General features: G+C 69.9%; 22 protein-coding genes. 8 read left to right on the forward strand and 14 right to left on the reverse strand.

What is annotated here, in order from left to right:
• Positions 1-263, reverse strand: a 263-nt coding sequence (locus FJ091_03380) for an MFS transporter (protein MBM4382391.1), incomplete at its 3' end; no start/stop codon positions are given.
• An 8-nt stretch (positions 264-271) separates the two neighbouring features.
• Positions 272-1,237, reverse strand: coding sequence for a phosphoribosylaminoimidazolesuccinocarboxamide synthase (locus FJ091_03385; protein MBM4382392.1), 966 nt, complete (start codon positions 1,235-1,237; stop codon positions 272-274).
• Between the two features lie 215 nt (positions 1,238-1,452).
• Between FJ091_03385 and FJ091_03390 the strand changes: the two genes are divergently transcribed.
• The gene (locus FJ091_03390; GenBank protein MBM4382393.1) at positions 1,453-2,838 is read left to right on the forward strand and encodes a protein kinase; all 1,386 of its coding nucleotides are present in this window, start codon (positions 1,453-1,455) and stop codon (positions 2,836-2,838) included.
• Positions 2,839-3,057: 219 nt separating this feature from the next.
• Here the strand turns inward: FJ091_03390 and lysA are convergent, their stop codons facing one another.
• Entirely contained in the window at positions 3,058-4,311 is a 1,254-nt protein-coding gene (lysA, locus tag FJ091_03395) for a diaminopimelate decarboxylase (protein MBM4382394.1), read from the reverse strand.
• 183 nt (positions 4,312-4,494) lie between these two features.
• On the opposite strand from lysA, the gene FJ091_03400 reads away from it, so the two are divergent.
• On the forward strand, positions 4,495-5,331 hold the full coding sequence (locus FJ091_03400; protein ID MBM4382395.1) for a tetratricopeptide repeat protein: 837 nt from the start codon (positions 4,495-4,497) through the stop codon (positions 5,329-5,331).
• 10 nt (positions 5,332-5,341) lie between these two features.
• Here FJ091_03400 and FJ091_03405 read toward each other — a convergent pair whose 3' ends face one another.
• The 6 genes from FJ091_03405 to FJ091_03430 are packed head-to-tail and all read right to left on the reverse strand — an operon-like array spanning position 5,342 to position 10,940.
• Positions 5,342-5,674, reverse strand: coding sequence for a DUF5615 family PIN-like protein (locus FJ091_03405; GenBank protein MBM4382396.1), 333 nt, complete (start codon positions 5,672-5,674; stop codon positions 5,342-5,344).
• Positions 5,671-5,898, reverse strand: a complete 228-nt coding sequence (locus FJ091_03410) for a DUF433 domain-containing protein (GenBank protein ID MBM4382397.1) — start codon at positions 5,896-5,898, stop codon at positions 5,671-5,673. Before FJ091_03410 ends, FJ091_03405 begins: the two co-directional genes overlap by 4 nt.
• Positions 5,899-5,906: 8 nt before the next feature.
• Complete coding sequence (locus tag FJ091_03415) at positions 5,907-6,962, reverse strand: hypothetical protein (protein ID MBM4382398.1); 1,056 nt, start codon at positions 6,960-6,962, stop codon at positions 5,907-5,909.
• Positions 6,963-6,975: 13 nt separating this feature from the next.
• A complete protein-coding gene (locus FJ091_03420) occupies positions 6,976-8,247 on the reverse strand; it encodes a hypothetical protein (GenBank protein MBM4382399.1) in 1,272 nt (423 codons plus the stop codon).
• 36 nt (positions 8,248-8,283) lie between these two features.
• A complete protein-coding gene (locus tag FJ091_03425; GenBank protein ID MBM4382400.1) occupies positions 8,284-9,624 on the reverse strand; it encodes a UTP--glucose-1-phosphate uridylyltransferase in 1,341 nt (446 codons plus the stop codon).
• A complete protein-coding gene (locus FJ091_03430; GenBank protein MBM4382401.1) occupies positions 9,624-10,940 on the reverse strand; it encodes a M18 family aminopeptidase in 1,317 nt (438 codons plus the stop codon). Before FJ091_03430 ends, FJ091_03425 begins: the two co-directional genes overlap by 1 nt.
• Before the next feature lie 214 nt (positions 10,941-11,154).
• On the opposite strand from FJ091_03430, the gene FJ091_03435 reads away from it, so the two are divergent.
• The 5 genes from FJ091_03435 to FJ091_03455 all read left to right on the forward strand — a co-directional run bounded on the left by FJ091_03435 (position 11,155) and on the right by FJ091_03455 (position 16,423).
• On the forward strand, positions 11,155-12,357 hold the full coding sequence (locus FJ091_03435) for a CoA transferase (protein MBM4382402.1): 1,203 nt from the start codon (positions 11,155-11,157) through the stop codon (positions 12,355-12,357).
• Positions 12,358-12,467: 110 nt separating this feature from the next.
• A complete protein-coding gene (locus FJ091_03440) occupies positions 12,468-13,949 on the forward strand; it encodes a S8 family serine peptidase (protein MBM4382403.1) in 1,482 nt (493 codons plus the stop codon).
• A gap of 59 nt (positions 13,950-14,008) precedes the next feature.
• A complete protein-coding gene (locus FJ091_03445; GenBank protein ID MBM4382404.1) occupies positions 14,009-14,575 on the forward strand; it encodes a PDZ domain-containing protein in 567 nt (188 codons plus the stop codon).
• 102 nt (positions 14,576-14,677) lie between these two features.
• Positions 14,678-15,871, forward strand: a complete 1,194-nt coding sequence (locus FJ091_03450; protein ID MBM4382405.1) for a thiolase family protein — start codon at positions 14,678-14,680, stop codon at positions 15,869-15,871.
• A gap of 138 nt (positions 15,872-16,009) precedes the next feature.
• On the forward strand, positions 16,010-16,423 hold the full coding sequence (locus FJ091_03455; GenBank protein ID MBM4382406.1) for an OB-fold domain-containing protein: 414 nt from the start codon (positions 16,010-16,012) through the stop codon (positions 16,421-16,423).
• A gap of 8 nt (positions 16,424-16,431) precedes the next feature.
• Here FJ091_03455 and FJ091_03460 read toward each other — a convergent pair whose 3' ends face one another.
• Entirely contained in the window at positions 16,432-17,745 is a 1,314-nt protein-coding gene (locus FJ091_03460) for an MFS transporter (GenBank protein MBM4382407.1), read from the reverse strand.
• A 98-nt stretch (positions 17,746-17,843) separates the two neighbouring features.
• Positions 17,844-18,014: a PEP-CTERM sorting domain-containing protein gene (locus FJ091_03465; GenBank protein ID MBM4382408.1), complete on the reverse strand. Its 171-nt coding sequence runs from the start codon at positions 18,012-18,014 to the stop codon at positions 17,844-17,846.
• 169 nt (positions 18,015-18,183) lie between these two features.
• Here FJ091_03465 and FJ091_03470 point away from each other — a divergent pair, with 169 nt between their 5' ends.
• Complete coding sequence (locus FJ091_03470) at positions 18,184-18,729, forward strand: VOC family protein (protein ID MBM4382409.1); 546 nt, start codon at positions 18,184-18,186, stop codon at positions 18,727-18,729.
• Between the two features lie 40 nt (positions 18,730-18,769).
• Here FJ091_03470 and FJ091_03475 read toward each other — a convergent pair whose 3' ends face one another.
• From FJ091_03475 to FJ091_03485, 3 genes are all read right to left on the reverse strand, one after another.
• Positions 18,770-19,627 carry a hypothetical protein gene (locus tag FJ091_03475; protein MBM4382410.1) on the reverse strand — a complete coding sequence of 286 codons (858 nt, stop codon included), beginning with the start codon at positions 19,625-19,627 and terminating at the stop codon, positions 18,770-18,772.
• Positions 19,628-19,666: 39 nt separating this feature from the next.
• Positions 19,667-20,560, reverse strand: coding sequence for an alpha/beta fold hydrolase (locus tag FJ091_03480; GenBank protein MBM4382411.1), 894 nt, complete (start codon positions 20,558-20,560; stop codon positions 19,667-19,669).
• A 100-nt stretch (positions 20,561-20,660) separates the two neighbouring features.
• On the reverse strand, positions 20,661-21,467 hold the full coding sequence (locus FJ091_03485) for a TauD/TfdA family dioxygenase (GenBank protein ID MBM4382412.1): 807 nt from the start codon (positions 21,465-21,467) through the stop codon (positions 20,661-20,663).
• Between the last annotated feature and the right edge of the window lie 43 nt (positions 21,468-21,510).

Here is a 21,510-nt window from a genome sequence, read left to right on the forward strand (position 1 = left end):
AGCGCGATGATCGAGCGGCGCACCCACTTGTCGGCGAGCCGCGCGATGGGCAGCCCCAGCGTCGCGTAGAACACCGCGAACGCCGTGCCCGTGAGCAGGCCCATCACCGTGTCGCTGAGCGCGAGGTCCTGCTTGATCGAGTCGAGCAGGATCCCGAGGATCTGGCGGTCGATGAAGTTGAAGACGTAGGCGACGAACAGCAGCGCGAGGACGTAGTTCGAGTACGCGGGCGTGATGCCGTCGCCCGGGCGCTGCTCGCTCATGCGCGCGCTTACAGGCCGAGGTTGCGCTGGATGCGTGCGATCGGATCGCTCGTGTCGGGCACGAACGCGCGGCCCGAGAGCTGCTCGAACGACTCGATGTAACGGCGCGCGGCCTCGATGCGCACGTCGTCGGGCAGCGGCGGCGGCGGGCCCTCGCCCTTGTAGCCGCGCTCGTTCACGAACCAGCGCCGCACGTACTCCTTGTCGAGCGCCTTCGGGTCCGCGCCCTCGCGCATCGCCTGCTCGTACGTGTCGAGATACCAGTACCGCGACGAGTCGGGCGTGTGGATCTCGTCCGCGACCGTGAGCCGGCCCGTGTCGTCGAGGCCGAACTCGTACTTCGTGTCGACGAGGATCAGCCCGCGGCTCGCGGCCCACGCGCTGCCCGCGGCGAACAGCTTCAGCGCGAGCGCCTCGGCCTCGTCGTAGAGCGCGGCGCTCATCACGCCGCGGCGAATGATCTCGGCGCGCGAGGTGAGCTCGTCGTGCTCGCCTTTCTCCGCCTTCGTGGTGGGCGTGACGATCGCCTGCGGCAGCTTCTGGTGCTTCGTCATGCCCTCGGGCAAGCGATGCCCGCAGTACTCCCGCGCGCCCTTCGAGTACGCGGTCCAGATCGAGGTCGAAGTGACGCCGGTGAGGTACGCGCGCGTCACGAACTCGACGGGCTGGATCTTCACCTCGCGTACGATCGAGACCGAGGGATCGGGCACCGAAACGAGGTGGTTCGGCGCGATCTCGCGCGTCTTCTCGAACCAGAACGCGGCCATCTGGTTGAGCACCTGCCCCTTCAGCGGGATCGTGCCCACCACGACGTCGAAGCAGCTCACGCGGTCCGAGACCACGATCGTGCGCCGCTTCTCGTCGACGTAGCTGTCGCGCACCTTGCCCTCGATGCGCGTTCCCAGGCCACTGAAGTTCGTGCTGTCGAGTGTGCGCGAGCAGAGCTCGCGCAGAAGATCGGGACTGACCGGCATGCTCACCTCCCTACGCCGAAGTGGCGGCTAGGTACAAGCGCCCCACCGTCGGAGCAAGAGCGAATGCGCAAGGAATGCGCAGATTCGCGCCGAGGCCGCGGCCGAGGCGGAGAAGCGGGGACGCCCTCGAGCGTCGGTCGCTGACGGCCTCGCCCCGCCTCGGGCGCCTCAAGGGCGCGGGCGGTTCCTCCGCAACGAACGCGTTGGGGGTGCGCGTGAAGCCCGAGGGCAGCAGCGAAGCGACCTCGCCAGAGGCGGGCGAAGCGAAGTCGGGGATGCCGACGTTCGGCAGCGAGCTGCGCGCGCGCTTTCGCTACCGGCTGATCAAGCGCCTCGGCAAGGGCTCGTTCGGCTCGGTGTTCTTCGCGCGCTGCCTCGACCACGACCGCCGGCGCGACGACAGCCCGCCCGAGCGCGTCGCGGTGAAGATCCTCGGCGACTCGAAGGGCGCGTCCTCGGACCTCGCGCGCCGCGAGCTCTCGGCGTTGCTCGCGATCCAGCACGATCGCATCCCGCGCGTGTACGACTGGCGGCTCGACGCTTTGCCCGCGTTCGTGGTGATGGAGTACTTCCCGGAAGGCAGCCTGCGCGAGCACATGCCGCTCGCCGGCCCCGCGGAAGAGGATCAGGTGTGGCGCCTGCTCGGCGACCTGCTCTCCGCGCTCGATGTCGCGCACCGCGCCTCGCTGCTCCACCTCGACATCAAGCCCGCCAACGTGCTGCTCGACGGGCGCGGCGGCTACGTGCTCACCGATTTCGGCGTCTCGCAGGCGTCGCGCATCAGCCGCGGCCTACTTCCGTTCAGCGTGGGCACGCGCGGCTATCAGGCGCCCGAGCAGCGCGGCGAGCGTTTCGACCAGTACGACCTGCGCACCGACCTCTGGGGCCTCGGCGCCACCGCCTGGGCCTTCGCCGCGGGGCTCAACCTCGCCGAGCGCGAGGACTTGTTACGGACCGGCGGCGAAGACGCGATCTACGGATTGCCGCAGCTGAGCGAGCGCCGCCTCACCTGCTCGCCCGAGCTCGAAGACGTGATCATGAGCATGCTCTACCTCGATCCCACGCGGCGCCCGGGCAGCGTGGCCGAGGTGCTCGTGCGGGTGAACGCAGCCGTCGCGGGCTGGTCGTTCGAGTCGACCACGTTCGCCGCGAGCCGGCGCAACAACGTCGACGACACCGCGCTCACGCAGCTGATCGAGTCGCTCGTCGACCCACTGCTGATCGACCTTTGCAAGCGCCCCGCGCTGCGCTCGTACTTCGTGAAGTTCGAGGACGGCGAGCAGATGTGCGCCGAGGGCGAGCACAGCTACTACGCCTTCCTGCTGCTCAAGGGCCACGTCACGGTCTCGCGCGCAGGCCGCGAGCTCGCACGGGTCGAGCGCGAGGGCTCGTTCCTCGGCGAAGTCGCGACGCTCACCTCGATGCCGCGCACCGCGAGCATGCACGCCGCCGGGCCGGTGTGGGCGGTGGTGCTGAACGCCGCGGAGCTCGAGCGCTTCATCACCGCGAACCCCGCGATCGGTTTGCGCTTCATCCGCTCGCTCGCGCACCGGCTCGCGAAGATTCCGAGTCATGGGGGCGATAAGCGGAAGGAGTGGTAGGCGGGGCGTTTTGCGGTTTCGGGGCGCTCGCCGGCTTTCTTGTTTACTTCGCAAACCGCGTCGAAGACTCCGCGGTTTGCTGCGCGCTTCGCTTGCGGTCTCGGCCGACGTGCTGGGTCGTGGCGTTCGACTTCGCGGTTGTTCTGGCGTTGCCTCGGCGCGTCACGCTTTGGGGCTGGGCGTCGGCGGTCTCTCGTTCGGGGCTCGGTACGGTGTTGATTACTCCGGCGGGATCACTTCGCCGCGGAGCATGTCGGCGCTGGTTTCGCGGGCGCGGGTGAGGAGCGCCTTGCCGCTCTTCACGAGGACTTCGGCGGGGCGGGGTTTGCTGTTGTAGTTGCTCGACATCGCGAAGCCGTAGGCGCCGGCGCACTCGATGACGACCCAGTCGCCGACGCGCGCTTCGGGGAGGCGCTGCGTGCGGACGACGCCGCCTTCTTCCTGCGTGAAGATGTCGCCGCTCTCGCAGAGCGGGCCGCCGACGACGACGTCGCGCTCGGCGCGCGGCGTGGCATCGCTCGGTGCGAGCGACATCGGGTGATAGGAGCCGTACATCACCGGGCGCGCGAGCACGTTGAAGCCGGCGTCGAGCAAGACGAAGGTGCGCGACGCGATCTGCTTCACCGCGCGTACCTCGGCGACGAGGTAGCCCGCCTCGGCGACGATGTAGCGGCCCGGCTCGATCTCGAGCGAGATGCGGCAGCCGAGCTTCGACTCGACGCGTTTGCGCGCTGCGTCCCAGATGCGGAAGTAGCCGCCGATGTCGGGGCGCACGTCGCCCGCGCGATACGGGATCGGGAGCCCACCGCCGGCGCTCAGCGTGTGCAGCTGCGCGCCGACCACGCTCGCGAGCTGCTCTGCCGCGCCCGCGACGAGAGCGAGGTGCTCGAGGTCCGCGCCGCTGCCGATGTGCAGGTGCAGACCCGACACGCGCAAGTTGTTACGGGCCGCGATCTCGAGCGCGCGCGGCAGCTCCTCGTGCCAGATGCCGTGCTTCGAGTGCTCGCCGCCCGTGTTCGTCTTCTTGCTGTGCCCGTGCCCGAAGCCCGGGTTCACGCGCAGCGTCACCTCGCCGCCCGGAACGCGCTCCGCGTACTGGGCGAGCATGTCCGTCGAGCCGCAGTTCACCGCGATGCCGTACTCGGCGATCACGTCGAGCGACTCGCGGTCGAACACGTCGGCCGTGTAGACGATCGGCGCGGGATCGCCGGTCGCCGCGTAGCCCGCGGCCAGCGCGCGATGGATCTCGCCCGCGGAGACCGCGTCGACGAGCGCGCCGCCGCGCCGCACGAGATCGAGCACCGCGAGGTTCGAGTTCGCCTTCTGCGCGTAGCGCACGACGTCGAACGCGCGCAGCTCGGCGACGCGCGCCGCGATCGTGGCCGCGTCATAGACGTAAGTGGGGGTTCCGTGATCCCGCGCGATGTCCGCGACGGGCACGCCTGCAATCTCGTGTCGAATCAGGGGCCGCATGAGGCGCGCGACTGTAGGCGAGAAGCGCGCACCGGGGACGTACGTGCACCAAAGCGCGCACAGGGGACGTACGTGCACATCTCCGCGCACCGGGGACGTACGTGCACCAAAGCGCGCACTGGGGACGTACGTGCACACCGCGCCGCGTTGCGCGGGTCGCGCGCCGCGCGTTTACTCCGCGCGATGGACGACGCGAACCCGCCGAGCGAACGCTTCCAGGCCCTTGCCGCGAAGCTGCGCGCGAACGACGCGGTCGGGCTCGCGGAGGGCGCGCTCGCGCTCGCCGCCGAGTTCGCGCGGGTCGATCCCCCGAAGGCGTTCGCCGAGCTCGACCGCCTCGGCGACGACGCGAGAAAGCGCGTGCCCGCCGACGGCCCCGCCGGAACGCGGCTCGAGCTGCTGCTGCGCTTCCTGCAGCGCGACTGCGGCTACTTCGGTAACCGCGCCGAGTACGGCGACCCGCGCAACAGCGACCTCTCGCAGGTGATCGCGCGCCGCACCGGCATCCCGATCACGCTCGCGATCGTCGCGATCGAAGTCGGCGCGCGCTGCGGCGTCCCGCTGCAAGGCGTGCCCTTCCCGTCGCACTTCCTGGTTCGCACGCACGACGAGCCCCCGATCCTCGGCGACCCGTTCCACTTCAAGCTCGTCGGCGACATCGAAGCGACGGAGCGCCTGCAAGCCGCGCTCGGCGCGAAGACGAAGCTCGACCAGATCTTCCTGCGCCCCGCGAACACGCGCGCCACGCTCGTGCGCATGTGCTCGAACCTGAAGCACATCCACCTCGGCAAAGAGGAATGGCTGAAGGCGATCGGCCTGTGCGACCGCATCTTGTTATTGGCGCCCGAGATCGCGACGGAGCACCGCGACCGAGGCGCCCTCTACGCGCGCCTCGAGTGCTACGGCCCCGCGCTCGCGGACTTCGAGAAGTACCTCGCGCTCGAGCCGAAGGCGGAGGACGCGGACGCCGTGCGCGAGAGCATCGAAGCGTTGCGGCCGGTGGTGATGCGGATCAACTAGGTCGAGCGCGTCATTCCACTACGAGGAACGACGCTTCGAGGTCTCCCTCGAACGCCTCGATCTCGGCTCGTGCGCGCCGAATCAATCGCTCCGCTTCGCGCGTCGAGCAGTTCCCGCGCTTGATCCAAACGACCTTGGGCGGATGACCGAGCGTGAAGCTCAACTGGTGGAAGTCCGCATCCTTGGAAACGATGACGAGGTGGTTCGAGCGAGCGAACTCCCAGATCTCGATGTCACCGGAGCGCTCAAGCCCGATGTGGCGAACATGCATGGAGTCGGGAAACGCATCCGCGAGGCGCGCAACGAGGCGGTGCGACAGGTTGTGATCGATTAGCAGCTTCACTTCGCGGAGATCGAGACCAGCCGGCGCTCGCGATCGGCCGCGAAGGCGAGGCACGCGCGGATGTCATCAGCCGTCAGGTCCGGGAAGTCTTCGAGGATTTCCGCTTCGGTCATTCCCGACGCGAGATAATCGAGCACATCGTACACGGTAATGCGCATACCGCGGATGCACGGCTTCCCGCCGCGCTTGCCGGGCTCGATCGTAATGATGCGGCTGTAGTCCATCGATTCTCCTAGAACTCGGACTCGGGGATTCGCACTGTGTGCATGTTCCCGTGCTCGACCTTGTAGAGGGTAATCGTGAGGTCGCTGTAGCGAGTGCCATCGGCATCTTCGATTTGGACGATGTCGAACGAGTCTGACTTCGAGATCGCGCCGGAGTCGAGGTCGCGGTAACGGATGTCGTATCGGCCTCGGTCGATGCTTCGAATCTTGAGGCTGTCGCGTGCGCGAATGAACACCACTCGAACGGCAAGGGGTTCGCCTGCGTCGAGGCTCACGACCTTCAGGAGGACGTCGCTTTCGTTCCGAGTGTTGTCGATTGTGATGCTCGCGAGCCCGCTCGCGTTGAGCCGCTCGTACCCGGCGATGTAGCCGGATGAGTACGGCCAGGTTGCGCCATTCGGTGCATGATCCGGGCGAGTCCAAGCCAGGTCTGACCGCCAGGCAGACGCCACTTGCCCCATCGCTGGATCCAGTGGCGACGACGGGGATGCCGAGGGAGAAGGCGCCAGGACTCCGTCGCTCAGGTCGAGGTCCGGGAGGGCGATGGAGCCACGAGGCGCGGGCGCATGCTCGGAGTCGGAAGGCGTGTACTCCAGCGTCGTTGTAGGCGTAGTAACTGGGGGACCGGGCGCGGGAGGTTCGTAGTCGGCACTGAACAGCTCGACACCGCACCAGCCGACCAGAGCGACTGGAATGATCGGAGCTCGGCGCATTCCTTCGAGAAGGAAGGAGATGAAGCCCCACCAGGCAGTGTCGGCCATCGAAGTAGACTGGCGGGGGTCCGATGCGGAAGCGGACGGAGCCGAACTGAGGTCCTCCGGCGGCTCGCTGGCCTTCAGAGGACTGGGAACTCTGCCGGTAGCAGCAGCTGCTGCGAGGACGATCCGATATGCCTCGTTGATCTGCTTCGTCTTCTCTCCCGCGAGGTCTTGAAGCTCAACGCCGAGCGCAGCCACCTTGTCGGGGTGGTATTGGGGAACTCTCGCGAGGTAGGCCGCGCGTGCCACCTCCTTCGATGCGCCCGGCGCAATCCCGAGCACTCGTAGCGAGTCTTCGAGGGTCATTGCGCGACCGAAGTCATGGCAGTGTGCAGTCTCCGAGCGTGGCAGTCAGCTCGGACCCAACCAGCGATGCGCTGGTCAGCGAACCCTCGACCTGGACGGCTTCGCCGACCGCCAGGTCGGCGAGAACGGCTGCCTGAGGCAGCGGGAAATCGCAAACGACTGTCGCGTTGCAGCCCTCGTTCGGCCTGCAGTCGGCGGTTGCAAAAAGCCTCCATCCCGTGCGCTGGTATGTCCTGGCGAACGACGAATGCTCGCGCAACTCAGTGACGGACCGAACCTCGGCCGTCCACACGACGCGCAGTGGGTTGAGCGCATCCGCGATCGCTGCTCGCTGCAGGTCCGTCCCCTGTACCCACGCCGCATACAGATGCGCCACCGAGATCGGAGCATCTACGCCCGGCTCAAGTCCTTGCAGTCGCTGCTGTGCTTCGATCGCCCAGTTGGTGGCCATGAACTCGGCCTCGTGCTTGTCCCGCTCCTCTTGCTTCCGCTTCTCCTCTGCATCGCGCCGCGCCGCGATTGACCGTTCCGTTGCGGCAGCCTTCTCATGATCAGCGCAGGCCTTCCGCGCCTGTTCGAGGCGCTCCGTGTCGATTTGAAGCCACTTTGCCCGATAGGCTCGCACTGTCAGGCATTGCGCTTCGAGGCGCTCCGCAGCGACGCGCTTCATTCCTTCGGCTAAAGCCGGGTGTTGGGACTTCCATTCGACATCGTCAGGCAGGGCGTCCGCGCTGCCGGCCACGCCGCGCTCACCTCGAGACAAGAGGCTATTCACGGCCTCACTCGTATCCCGCCGCGGATCGAGGTAGAGCCCCATCACAGCGCCGATCACGGCGACCGCAACGAGCAGGGAAAGCAGTGAGACAGCGATCGGCGTCGCGTGCCGGCGGGGCCATTCTTGGAGGTGAATCCGCACCGCGCTCAGGTCAGCGGCCGTTAACCAACGCTCTGCCACTACTCGCCCAAGAGCAACGATTGCGGGGATTGCGATCAGAGCTTCGTCGAGTTCGCGTGCGATCCGAGTGTCCGATGCGATTGCTCCGAGGATGCCTGAGACCGCGATGAAGGGCGCCATCCACTCGACGGACATTGCTCGATGGCGTTCCGCATCCGCCCAGGCCGACCGTGCGACCCAGATGCCGTAGACGGATGTGGCTAGGACAGCGAGGCATGCGAACCCGATCTGAGGTTCGTCGAACAGCAACACGACTCCCGGGAGCACCGCAGCGGCGCTACCATCCAGTGCCGTTAGAACCAGACGCTTGGCAGGTCCCTGCATCGCCACCTTGGCACCATCCTATTTCAGAACGAGCCGCCGCGTTTAACTGCTGATCCTGCACTCTCCCTCGCATACCTCGCCCTTCGCGAACGTGTAGTCCCCGCGAACTGTCAGGCGCCTCGCTCGGATCAAGCTCGGCGGCCCGTGCGGCGTGCGCGCGTCGAGTTGGTCGACGCGCTTGAAGTACGTGGGATCCAGGTCGACCACGAGCTGATCGCCGGGTCCGCCCGGCGCGGGCAGGACGCGGTAGTCGTCGCTGAGGACGTAGGCGTCGCTGCGGATCGCGAGCAGGTCGCCGGTGCTCTTCACGGGCGCGAAGCGGTGCGCGGGCACTTGGATCGCGCGGGCGCCTTCGAAGCACGCGATCGCAGCGCCCATCGCGGTTTCGAGCTGGATCACTCTCGGCGAGGTCGCGTCGAGCGGATCGACGTTCTTCTCGTTGCGGATGAACGGGAGCGGCAGCACACCGCCGTTCTCGTCGAGCGCGCGCGCGAGGGCGCGCAGGTCGATCCACAGGTTGTTCGTGTTGAAGAACTTGTGGAGCGCGGTGTCCTGGAAGTTCGCGACCTCGTCGGCCGCACTCGGGCACTGCGCCGTCTCGCGCAGCGCGAGGCGACCGTTCTTCGTGCGCGCGAGGTGACCACCCTTTTTGTCCGCCTCGGCGCGGCGCTTCACTTCCATCGCGAACGGCGCGCCGCTCGACGCGAACCACCCTAACAAGCCGAGGTCGAGGGCCGCGCCGAGGTTGTCGCTGTTCGAGACGAACGCGTAGCGGAGGCCGCGCGCGAGCATGCGCTCCAGCGAGCCCGACGTGACGAGCGCGGTGTAGAGGTCGCCGTGGCCGGGCGGGCACCACTCGTGCTCGGGCTCTTGCTGCCACGACACGGGCGAGAGATCGCTCGCGAGCAGGCGCGGCACTTTGTGCTGCATGAAGTCGGGCGCGAGCGCGCCTGACAGCTGCCCGTGCTTCGCGAGTGCGGCGAGCGAGTCCGCCTGCGTGCGGAAGCTGTTCATCAGCACGAGCGGCACCGCGACGCGCGTGCGCTCCGCGAGCGCGCGGATCTGCAGCGCGATCACGTCGAGAAACGTGAGCCCGTTCTTCACGGGCAGGAGCGACTTCGCCTGCGTCATCCCCATCGTCGTGCCGAGGCCGCCGTTGAGCTTGATCACGACCGCGTGCGGCAGCGCGTCCTCGCCGGCCTTGCGCAGCGCGGGCGTCTCCTCGAACTGCGGCACGTCCGCGACGGCGTCGATGTCGCGCTTCGGGAGGGTTCCGTTGTCGCCGGCCAAGAGCGACTCGAAGTTGCGGCGGAACGCGCGGATCGCGAGGTCCGGCAGGCCCGCGGCGCGCATCTTCTGCTCGCTCGCTGCGAAATCTCTCATCACGCGAGATCGAGCGCGGTCTCGAAGAAGCCGCGCAGCACGGAGATCATCGGCTCGACGTCGGCGACCGCGGCCATCTCGCGGCACGAGTGCATCGAGAGCATCGGCGAGCCCACGTCGACGGTGCGGATGCCGGCGCGCGCGGCGCTGATCGGGCCAATCGTGGAGCCGCAGCCGAGATCGCTCCGCGCGACGAAGTGCTGAGGATCGATGCCGCGCGCGCGACAGAGCGCGGTGAAGTGCCCGAGCGTGACGGCGTCGCTCGCGTAGCTCTGGTTCGAGTTCACCTTGAGCACGGGCCCGCCGCCGAGCTTCGGGCGATGGCCCGGCTCGTGGCGATCCGAGTAATTCGGGTGCACTGCATGCGCCATGTCGGCGCTCACGAGCAGCGAGCGCGCCATCGCGCGCGCGAAGCCCTGCGGGCCGCCGCTCTTCGCGGCGCTCTCGATGCGCGCGAGCGTGTCCGCGAGGAGCCCGCTCTGCGCCCCCTGCGCGCTGCGCGAACCGACCTCTTCGTGGTCGTACAGCACGACGACACGGCTGAACGCCGGCAGCGGCGCGCGCTGCGCGCTTGTTAGGGCGGAGAGCGCCGCGTGACACGAGGCGAGGTTGTCGAGGCGCGGCGCGTGCAGGAACTCGCCGCGCGCGCCGGAGACGCAGCTCGACTGCGTGTCGTAGAGCATCAGGTCGAAGCCGTGGATCGCGCTCGCAGTGGCGTCGCCGTGCCCCTGCGCGCGCAACTCGGAGGCCACGAGCTCCGCGAGCGGCGGCGCGCCCTCGAGGCCGAGCACCGGCACGAGGTGCGTCTGCTCGTTCAGCTTCAGCCCCTCGGTCTTCGTCTCGCGCTGCAGATGGATCGCGAGATTCGGGATGCGCAGCAGCGGGCGCGCGAAGTCGACGGTCACGCTGCGCAGGCCGCTCGCCGTCGCGAGCACGACGCGGCCCGCGAGCGAGAGGTCGCGGTCGAGCCAGGTGTGCAGCAGCACCCCGCCGTACGGCTCGATCGCGAGCTGGCGCAGGCCGTGCGCGGTGATGTCGGGCGCGGGCTTCACGCGCAGATTCGGCGAGTCCGTGTGCGCGCCGATCGCGTGAAAGCCGGCGTCGGCAAGCGGCGCCTCGCCCACCTCGAACGCGAGCAGCGACGACTCGCTGCGCACGAGGTAGTGGCGCGCGCCGGGCGCGAGCGCCCACGCCTCGGTCTCCGCGACGCGCGTGAACCCCGCGCGCTCGAGCCTGCGACTCGCCTCCGCCACGGCGTGATAGGGCGTGGGCGATGCGTCGATGAAGCGGAGCAGGTCGCGCGCGGCGTCGGACATGGCTTCGCATCATACGTAAGGAAGCGCGCGGGCCTTGAGGCGGAGTTGCGGGCGAGGCCGGCGCCCTGAGGAGCGAGGGGCGCAGAACCGGGGACGTTCCGCAACGAAGTCAACGACGCGCTGCTTTACTTTCTTGCGGAACGTCCCCGCTGCCGCGCACGCTCGCGCCCGCGCGTGGTCGCTTCCGTCCGCTCGCGTCCACCTTGGAGGCTCGATGTCCGCAGCTCTTCCGCTCTCCGGCATCCGCGTCGTCGACTGCTCCGCGGTCGTGTCGGGGCCGCTCGCCACGACGATCCTCGCGGATCAAGGCGCCGAAGTGATCAAGGTCGAGCCGCTCGCGGGCGGCGACATTCTGCGCCACGTCGGCAGCAACCGCGCCGGCGTCTCGGGGATGTTTCACGTGGTGAACCGCGGCAAGCGCGGCGTCGCGCTGAACCTCGCCGATGCGCGCGGTCGCGACCTGCTCGTGAAGCTGGTGCAGCGCGCCGACGTGTTCGTGCAGAACTTCCGCCCTGGCGTGGTGGACCGCATGGGCATCGGCTGGGACGCGCTGCACGCGGCGAACCCGCGCCTCATCCACGTCTCGATCAGCGGCTTCGGCGCGAGCGGCCCGTACGCGAAGAAGCGCGTCTACGACAACGTGGTGCAGGCGTACTCCGGGCTCGCCTCGGTGCAGGGCGCCGCGGGCGACCCTTCGCTGCTGAAGCAGCTCGCCTGCGACAAGCTCACCTCCCTGACGGCCGCGCAGGCGATTTGCGCCGCCCTGATCGGGCGCGGGCGCGACGGCCAGGGCCGGCACGTCGAGCTGTCGATGCTCGACGCCGCGGTCGCCTTCCTTTGGCCCGACGCCGCCGCCGACGTGATGATGCTCGGCGACGGCGTGACGCGGCAGCCGCCGATCGGGAGCAATTATGGAATGCTGCGCGTGGCCGACGGCTTCGCCTCCCCCGGCGCGCTCAGCGACGCCGAGTTCCAGGGCCTGTGCCGCGCGCTCGGGCTCGACGAGGCCGCGAGCAACCCGCGCTTCGCGACGGTGGCGCTGCGCATGCAGCATCTCGCCGAGATCGGCGCGCTCTTTCAGCGCGACGTCCCGGCGGCCGCGGCGAAGCTCACGCGCGCGGAGATCGAGGCGCGCCTCGACGCGCACGACGTGCCCGTCGGCATCGTGCGCGAGCTCGCGGAGCTGCACGAGGACCCGCAGGTGCGCGCGAACGGCACGCTGTTCGAGCGCGAGCTGCAAGGCGGCACGCGCATCCGCGAGGTGCGCCCCGCAGCGCGCTTCGACGCGGCGCCACATGTGCCTGCCGCGCCGGCGCCGCGGCTCGGAGAGCACACGAGCGCGGTGCTCGCGGAGCTCGGGCTCGGGGCGAGCGAGCTCCGCGCGCTGCGCGAAGCGGGCGTGATCGGCGGCGCCTAACAACGGGGCTGCGCGCGGCTTGCGCGGGGGTTGCGGGCGCTCGCATTCGAGGAGCACGAGGCTCCGCCAGCCGCGGGGAGGCGTAGCCTCGCTCCCACCCGGAGCTCCGCGTGACGCGCTATCGCTCTCGCCCCTCGCTCGCGCTTCTGCTCGCACTCGCGTGTGCGGGAGCGGCGCACGCGCGCGCGAAGCTGCCCGCACAGCTCGAGCAGGACGCGCTCGCCGCGGGTCGCGTGCGCGTGATCGTGCAGCTCGCGCCGGCGGCGGCGCGCTGGCAGCGGCGCGCGCGCCAGGACGCCGCGCTCGCGCGCACGGCGGCACGCGCGAGCGACGTGCGCCGCTACACGCACTTCGACGCCGTCGCGCTCGAGGCGAGCGCCGCAGAGCTGCGCGCGCTGGCGGCTGCGCCCGAGGTGATCTCGCTGACGAGCGACGCCGCCCTCGCGGCTCCGACGCTCGACAGCACCGCGCCCGTGATCGGCGCGACCGCTGTGGTCGACGCAGGCTTCGCGGGCACGGGTGCGGCGATTGCGATCCTCGACACGGGCGTGGATCGCACGCACCCGTTCTTCGCAGGCCGCATCGTCGCGGAGGCGTGCTTCTCGGCGAACGGCGACTGCCCGAACGGGCAGACCACTCAGATCGGGCCAGGCGCCGGTGACGAGTGCGGCTTTGCGGGCAGCTGCTTTCACGGCACGCACGTGGCGGGCATCGCCGCCGGTGAGCACGCGATTTATCAGGGCGTCGCGCCCGGCGCGCAGCTCGTCTCGATCCGCATCTTCTCGCGCTTCACGGGCACCGACTGCGCGGGCACCGGCTACGACCCGTGCGCGCTGGCGTGGCCGAGCGACATCCTCGTCGGCCTCGATCACGTGCTCACGCTGCGCGCTTCGCTGCCGCTCGTCGCGGCGAACATGAGCTTCGGCAGCGGGCGCTTCACGTCGCGATCGAGCTGTGAGTCCGCGAACCCCGCGACCAAGGCCGCGCTGCTCGCGCTCGCCGCCGCGGGCGTCGCGCCCGTCGCGGCGTCCGGCAACGACAGCTTCACGGCCGCACTGAACGCGCCCGCGTGCATCGACGCCGCGATCGCCGTCGGCGCGACGCACGACGACGATGCGATCTGGGCGAAGTCCAACGCGAGAGCGCAGCTCGACTTCCTCGCGCCGGGCGTGACCGTGCGCTCCGCCGCGCCCGGCGGTGGCCAGAGCTACTCGACAGGGACTTCGATGGCGACGCCTCAGGTCTCGGGCGCGCTCGCCGTGCTGCGGCAGGCAGCGCCGAACGCGCCGCTCGCGACACTCGTCTCGGCCCTGCAGAGCACGGGGCGTCCGCTCGTCGACACGCGGGCTGGCGCAAACAACCTCGTGCGCCCGCGCATCCAGGTCGACGCGGCGGTGAAGAGCCTCGCGCCGGCCGCTTGCTACGACGCGCTCGACAACGACGCGGACGGCCGTGCGGACTATCCCGCCGACCTCGGCTGTGCGAACGGCCTCGACGCCTCCGAGGAGTACGCCGCGACCGGCTGCGGCATCGGCCCCGAGCTCGCGCTCGCGCTGCCGCTCCTCGCCGCGCTGCGACGCAGACGGCGCTGACCCTCGCGACGCGGAACCCGCGGCGGCGAGCGGGGTTCCCAGCGCGTGGAGGAATCGCCATGCGCAACCGCATCGCCGCGTCGTTCGCCTTCGCCCTGCTCGCCGCCGCGAGTGCATCCGCCGATCCGCATCACCCGGGTCGCGATCGAGAGGGCCTCTTCTTCGAGCGCTTCATCCCCACGCAAGGCCGCCTCGGCGTGCAGCTGCAGGACATGACGCCCGAGCTGCGCGAGTTCATGCGCGCGCCCGAGGATCGCGGCGTGCTCGTGGTGCGCGTGACCGAGGACAGCGCGGCGGAGAAGGCCGGCGTGCGCGTGGGAGACGTGATCGTCGCGATCGGAGGCGAGCCGGTGCGCGCGACGCGCGACGTGATCCGGCAGGTGATGGGCGCGGAGAAGGACAGCGAGCTGGCGCTCGAGGTCGTGCGCGAGGGCAAGCCCGCGAAGCTCGCGGCGACGCTCAGCGGCGAGCCGCTCGTACCGCCGCGCGCGATGGGCTGGATGGAGCGCGATCTCCCCGAGCTGCGCGAGCGCCTCGAACAGCGCATGGGCGAGCTCGAGCGGCGGCTCGAAGAGCTCGAGCAGCGGCTGAAGGCCGGCGCGGCAGACGACGAGCTCGACACGTAGGCGGAGCGACATCGCGGCGCCGCTCCTGGGGTCTGACGCAAGCGCGACACCGTGAGCGCGCTGCGCAGCTCGCTGTGCTTTCATCGCGTGGGGAGCACGCGCATGGGAAAGCAGCACGCTGCAGTCGTCGGCATCGCCGAGTGGAAGCCGGAGCGCGTGTGGTCGCGCCCGATGTTCTCGCTCGAGGCGTGCGCGGAGCTCGCGGCGCTCGCGCTCGCCGATGCGGGCATCGAGAAGCGCGAGGTGGACGGTCTGTGCCTCGGCGCGATCTACGAGTCGCCGCTGTTCGGGCCGAGCGCGGCGGCGGAGTATCTCGGGGTGCGCGCGAACTTCGCGGAGGTGGTGGACCTCGGCGGCGCGACGCCGGCGGGCATGCTGTGGCGCGCGGCGGCCGCGATCGAAGTGGGCGCGTGCGAGACGGTGCTCGTGATCTGCCCGAGCGTGATGCCGCCGCGACCCGATGGAGCCGCGCGCGGCAAGATGGATTTTCCCATCTACCTCGGCGGCGACGCGTGGGGCTCACCGCAGGGTGCGTTCGAGATTCCCGCGGGCCTCGTCGCGGCGGTGCCGAGCTACGCGATGGTCGCGCAGCGCTACATGGCGCGTTACGGCCTGCGCGAGGAGACGCTCGCGAAGATCGCGGCCGACGAGCGTTACAACGCGCAGTTCAACCCCGACGCGATGTTCTACGGCAAGCCGATCACGGTGGAAGACGTGATGCAGTCGCGGATGATCTGTGATCCGCTGAAGCTGCTCGAGATCGTGATGCCGTGCTTCGGCGGCGGCGCGCTCGTCCTGACGACTGCCGAGCGAGCGAAGCGCACGAAACACCGGCCGGTGTTCGTCGCCGGATTCGGCGAGCACCTCACGCACAAGTCGATCACCTACGCGCCCGACCTGCTCGACAACCCGATTCACGTCGCGGCCGAGCGCGCGTTCCGCATGGCGGGCGTGGCGCGCAGCGCGGTCGACATCGTGCAGCCCTACGACTGCTTCACGATCACCGTGCTCGTGACGCTCGAGAACGCGGGCTTCTGCGGCAAGGGCGAAGGCGAACGCTTCGTGACGGAGCGCTCGCTGCGCTGGGACGGCGACTTCCCGCTCAACACACACGGCGGTCAGCTCGGCTGCGGTCAGCCCGGCATGGCCGGCGGCCTCGGCCACCTCACCGAATCCGTGCGCCAAGTGCAGGGCCGCGCCGGCGCGCGCCAGCTCAAGAAGTGCGACGTCGCGTACGCGAACGGCACCGGCGGCATGATGGCCGAGCAAGTCGCGCTGATCTTCCAGGGAGCATGAGCGATGCCGACGCAACTCCTCGACGCCCGGCAAGCGGCCCAACGACGCGCAAGCGTCGCAGGCCGCGCGCAGCGAGGCGGGCTCCCTCCTACACAGCCAGTCAGCCGCAACCAAACAGCCGAGCGGAGCTCGTAAGAAATGGGAACGAGGCATGACGCGAGCGGTCGCCCGCTGCCGCTCGTCAATCCCACCACGCGCCCGCACTTCGATGCGGCGCGCGAGCGGCGCTTCGCGATGCAGCGCTGCCCGCGCGACGGCTTCTTCTTCTACCCGCGCAGCCACTGCCCCACGTGCCTCGGCACGGACTGGACGTGGCAGACCGCGAGCGGCCGCGGCTCGCTGCACTCGTTCACGATCGACCGCACCGGCATGGTGCCCGCGCTCGCGAAGCTCGCGCCATACGTCGTCGCGATCGTCGACCTCGACGAAGGTCCGCGCTGTGTCGCACGCCTCGTCGACTGCGACCTCGCGAAGGTGCGCGTGGGCATGCGACTCGAAGCGGCGTACGAGGACGTCGAGGGCGGGACGGTGGTGAACTTCCGGCCGGCGTGATGCCGCGCCTATGCCATCGCCTTCTGCGCCTCGAGGTCGCGACCCAGCGTGCGCGACGCGTACCAGTAGTGGATCGCGCTCCAGCCGGCGCCGACCGCGATCGTCGAGAGCAGCGCCCAGCGCACGGACTCGATGCCGTAGGCGGGCTTCAGCATGTCCGAGAGCCAGCCCACGAACTGCGGGCCGAGGCCGAGGCCAATCAGGTTGAGCACGAGCAGCATGATCGCGGCGGCTTGCGCGCGCATGCGCACCGGCACGATCGCCTGCGTCATCGCGAAGGTGGGGCCGAGGTAGAGGCCGCTCGCGACGGACGAGAAGAGCGAGATGAGCAGCGCGAGCTCGGGACTCGGCGCGAGGTAGACCGCGAACACGACCGGCACCGTGAGCACGCTGCCGATGCCCGGTACGAGCGGGTAGGAGCGCACGTCCCTCGCGCCGTAGCGGTCGCCGAGCCAGCCGCCGAGGTAGGTGCCGAGCACGCCGGTCGTTAGGCCGATCGCGGAGGCGTAGTAGCCGTACTGCAGCGGCTCCATCTGGTGGCTGCGCTCGAAGAAGACGGGGCTGAAGCTCGCGGCGCCATAGCCGTAGAACGCGTGCAGCGCGCCTGCGAATGCGAGGTGCCAGAACGACGGGAGCTGCGAGAGGAAGCGGAACACGACCGTCAGCGATTCTTGGGGTCCTTGCTTGCGCGCGCTCGCGCCGCCTTCCCAGTAGCCGCGCGTCGGCTCGGGCAGCGTGAGCAGCACGATCACCGAGAGCACGATCCCTGGGAGGCCGACGACGAGCAGCGCCTCCCGCCAGCCGGCGAACTCGCGGACGACGCTGCCGATCAGCACGCCGAGCGCGCCGCCGATCGGGATGCCGAAGGCGTAGGTCGCGAGGGCGCGCGCGCGGCGCGACGGCTCGTTCATGTCCGAGACGATCGAGTGCGCGGGCGGACTGCAGCCCGCTTCGCCGACGCCGACCATCACGCGCGCGATCGCGAGGCTGATGAAGCCCGTCGCAACCGCCTGAAGCGCCGTGAAGAGGCTCCAGAACGCGAGCGCCGCGGCGATGATGCGCTTGCGCGGCACACGATCGGCGACCCAGGCGATCGGCACGCCGAGGATCGCGTAGAAAATCCCGAACGCGGTGCCGCCGAAGAAGCCGAGCTGCGTGTCGGTGAGGTCGAACTCCTCGGAGATCGGCTGCAAGAGCACGTTCACGATGTTGCGATCGATGAACGCGAACGTGTAGACGACGATCAGCAGCGCCACGGAGTAGTTCGTGCGGGCGCGGGAGAACTCGGGCTGCGTCGGGATGGCGGGCGCGGGCGCAGTCATGGAGGGCGGACGGTCGACCAGCTCGGGCGAGCCGGTCAAGAGGGGCGGCGCGAATTCTGAAGGGCTCGGCGAGCGAGCCTAATCAGTGGCGCGAGCGTTCACGGTTGGCGCCGCCGGATCGCGACGCCGACGACGCTCGCGCCGAGCAGGAACAACGCGAGCGCCTCTGGCTCGGGGATTGCGGGGATGGATGCCTGAGCCGGCGGGCTCGCGAGCGCCGCGCTCGCCGAAGTGAACACCGCCAGCGCCGCCCACCCGAGCCACCGCATCGCCCGCTCCTGCCCCCGCGCGAACCCTACGCGCGCGCGCTCGGCAATCGATGAAGAACCCGTGAATGCCGCCGCTTCGAGGGCTCGCTTCCGCTGTGGCCTCATTCACACCCCGAGCTCCGCCGCTGTTGGAGTAGGCTCGTTTCGGGGCGCATTCGGAGGAACCGCAATGGGCGTTCACCACTTGGCGTTCGCGACCAAGGACGTCGAGGCCAACCACCGCTTCTACACGGAGGCGATGGGCTTCGAGCTGGTGAAGGTGGAAGTCGCGCAGATGGGCAAGGGCTGGGCGAAGCATCTCTTCTACTCGACGGGCTCTGCGCGAGACCAAATGATCGCGTTCTGGGACCTCCACGATCCGTCGCTCGGTGACTGGAGCGCCGACATCTCGCGCGGCCAGGGCTTGCCGCCCGGCGTGAACCACCTCGCCTTCTCCGCCGACGGCCTCGACGACCTCGCGCGCCGCAAGGAGCGCTGGCTGGCGCACGGCTGCGACGTGATGGAGATCGATCACGACTGGTGCGTGTCCGTGTACACGAACGACCCGAACGGGATCATGGTCGAGTTCTGCACCCTCGTGCGCGACTTCACCGCCGCCGATCGCGCCGAGGCTGAAGCGCTGCTGCGAGACCCGGCGCCGACACTGCGCCGCGACCCGAAGTCGATCCAGTTCGTTCGCGCGAAGGACTGGGCGGCCAAGCGCAGCGCGGCGTAGCGCGACGAACCGCGGGGGCACGCTCGAACCTGCGGTGCGGTTACGCCGGCGATGTCGCGATCAGCGCGGCGCGCTCGAGGCCCGCGTTGCGATGCGGGAGGCCCGCCTGGTAGTCGGCGGCCGTGAGCATGTCGAGCATGCCGCTGCGCTCGCGGTAGTGGACGAGCAGCAGCTCGTGCCACGGCCCGGCGAGCGCGTGGCCCGCATCGCCCACCGCGAGGCCGATCGGCTCGCCGAGGAACACGGGCCCGCGTCCGCGGCGCAGCACGAATGGCAGCGTGTTCGCGCCGTAGCGCGCGTAGGCCGCCTTGCCGCTCACGCTCGCGTCGCCACGCGCCTCTGCGGGATTCGCGTAGCTCGCGCGCTCGCGGTGGCGATTCAGATTGAGCATGACGAGCGGCGCACTCGGCTGCGCGGAGAGGAACGCCTCGAGCTCGCGATGCGGCGGCTCGATTGCGGCGTCGCCTTGCGGCGCGTCCGTGAGCGGTCGCTTCTGCGCGCCCTCGCCTCGCCCGCGGATGCGCGCCGCGAGCCGCATCGCCGCAAGCGCGAGCGCCGGCGCGCGGCGCGGTCGCACGACGAGCGTGACCGCCTCGGCGAGCGCGTCCTTCGCGTGCGGGTTCTCGAGGCGCAGCGACTCCGCGGCGAGCTCACGCGAAGGGAACTCGTCGATCGCGATGAAGTCGAAGCGCGACGCCGTTCCCACGAGCACCGCTTCGACGCGCCCGAAGTACGCGCGCGCGCCCATGCTCGCCTTCGCGGCCCCGTCGTGCGCCGCGAGGAACGCCGGCCACGCCGCTGCATCGCGCACCGCGAACAGCGACACGAGCGCCAGCCGCTCGGTGGGGTCGCCCGTCTTCAGCGCTTCGAGCTGGTCCTCGGTTCGTGAAACGGCCATCGCGCTCCCCTTTCGCACGTCGGCGATCGCGGCGAAAGGTCAGCGCGTGTTCCCCGGAACCTCGCGCCCATCGAGCCACGCGCCCCAAATCTCGTTCACGCGCTCCGGCGCCTCTTGCTGCACCCAGTGCGAGACCTGCGGCAGGTAGCGCAGCGTCAGGTCCTTCACGTGGCGCTCGGTGCCGTACGTGAGCTCCTTGCCGAGCGCGCTGTCTTCCTCGCCCCACACCATCAGCGTCGGCGTCTCGATGACGGGCGTCGCGACTTCGGCGCCGAAGCTGCGGCCCGCGGCGCGGTACCAGTTGATCATCGCGGTCGCGCCGCCCGGGCGGAGCGCGTTCGCGCGGTAGACGTCGATCACGTCGTCGGGAAGGCGCGACTTGTCGATCGCCATGCCCCGAAACGCCCGCTCGATCATCGCGGCGTTGCGGCGCCGCACCATGTACTCGGGCAACCACGGCAGCTGGAAGAACGCGACGTACCACGAGCGGCGGCGCTGCGTCTTGTTGTTACGGATCTGCTCGCGAAAGATCGCGGGGTGCGGGACGTTGAAGATCGCGAGCCGCTCGAGCGGCCGCGCGCGACGCATCGCGAACTCCCACGCCACGATCGCGCCCCAATCGTGCCCGGCGAGGTGCACGCTCTCTGCGCCGGACGCGTCGATCAAGTTCGCGACGTCGCTGACGAGCTCGTCGACGCGGTAGCTCGCGACGCCGCGCGGCATCGGGGAGTTGCCGTAGCCGCGCTGGTTCGGCGCCCACACGCGGTAGCCGCGCTCGGCGAGAAACTGCAGCTGGTGCCGCCACGAGAACGCGCACTCGGGAAAGCCGTGCAGGAGCAGCGCGAGCTTCTTGCTCGCGGGATCCCCGGCCGTCGCGACCTCGAAGCGCAGCGCACCGGCTTGGATCCACTCGTAGTGAAGCGTGTCGGCCATCGCAGTCTCCGTGAAGGTGTGTGTCGCTGAGCGACGCGGCGCGCCGGGCTCGCGCGTCAGCGTGCGACTCCCAATCCGTCTCGCCGCACGCTTTGCTCGCTCATGCCCGCGGCACGTCGCCGATCAGCGCCACGCGCTCCATGCGGCGGTACTCGCTGCGCGCGTCGGCGACGACGCGGTGCTGCGTACAGCGGTTGTCCCACATCGCGAGCGAGCCCGCGCGCCAGCGGAAGCGGCACTGGATGTCGGGCTCGGCGATGCGCGCGAACAACAAGCGCAGCAGCGCGTCGCTCTCGTCGCGCTTCAGGCCCACGACGTGGCGCGTGAAGCCCGAGTTCACGAACAGCGCCTTGCGCCCCGTCTCGGGGTGACGGCGCACGACGGGGTGCGTCGCCGACTCGATCGCGACGCCGCGCTCCTTCGCCGTCACGCCGTGATGCGCCGGGTCGTGATACGCCTCGAGGCCATCGAGGAAGCGCTGCAGCTTGTCCGAGAGGCCGTCGTACGCGAGGTACATGCTCGCCCACAGCGTGTCGCCGCCGGTCTCGGGCACGGCGACGGCGCGCAGGATCGAGCCCTTCGGCGGCGCGTGCTCGAACGTCACGTCGCTGTGCCAGCGGTCCGCGAGAAACGGCCGCTTCGCGTCGCTCTCGAGCACGATGATCTCGGGGTGCCCCTCGTCCTTCAGCTGCTGCAGCACGGGATGCACGTGCAGCTCGCCGAAGTTGCGCGCGAAGGCTTTGTGCTGCTCGCGCGTCAGCTCCTGATCGCGGAAGAACAGCACCTGATGGCGCAGCCAAGCCTCGTTCAGCTCTTTCGTCGTGACAGGATCGAGCGGCGCGCGCAGGTCGATGCCGCCGACCTCGGCGCCGATCGCGGCGGTGAGCGGCGTGAACGTGAGCGGCATACGCACCTCGGGGTGTCGGGCGGCGCAGCATACGCCGCGCGCC

It is taken from the genome of Deltaproteobacteria bacterium, assembly GCA_016875395.1.
Lineage (GTDB): Bacteria > Myxococcota_A > UBA9160 > UBA9160 > UBA6930 > VGRF01.